At 56.8% G+C, this 629-nt stretch carries 1 protein-coding gene; it reads left to right on the top strand.

Going from position 1 to position 629, the window contains the following annotated elements; all coding sequences use genetic code 11:
• The coding region (locus ACTHUM_RS17405; RefSeq protein ID WP_440403611.1) for an MFS transporter at positions 1–629 on the top strand (629 nt) is incomplete at both ends.

Here is a 629-nt window from a genome sequence, read left to right as displayed (position 1 = left end):
TTGCTGCACCGGCTGCCCCGCGCGAACGCATCCGCTTCTTCCAACTTTGGCAACATCCGTTTGCACGGCGTACGCTGATGATGTGGCTGGTTTGGTTCGGCATCGTGTTTTCGTATTACGGCATTTTTACTTGGTTGCCCAAACTGCTGGTCGAGCAGGGCAATACCGTGGTCAAAACCTTTGAATATGTGCTGGTAATGATTGTTGCGCAACTGCCCGGCTATATTGCCGCCGCGGCTTTGGTGGAAAGAATCGGCCGCAAAGCAACGCTGGCAGGCTTTTTGGCCGCGTGCGCCGTGTGCGCATGGTTTTTCGGGCAAAGCACCACTGCTGCCGAAGTCATGATTTGGGGCAGCCTGATGTCCTTCTTCAACTTGGGCGCATGGGGCGTTTTGTACACCTACACCCCTGAGCTCTACCCCTTGCGCTTCCGTGCTTTCGCATCCGGCTGGGCAGGCGCCATCGGCCGCATCGGCGGCATACTCGCGCCCATAGTGGTGGCGGCGATGGTGGGCAACAGCGGCGGCTTCGGCAATATCTTTATGATGTTCGCGCTGGTTATGCTGCTGATTGTGGCGGTAATCTTGGTATTGGGTGAAGAAACCAAAGGCCGTACGCTGGAAGACATC

It is taken from the genome of Neisseria sp. P0021.S006 (assembly GCF_051956895.1).
This window is presented reverse-complemented; position numbering and strand designations above follow the sequence as displayed.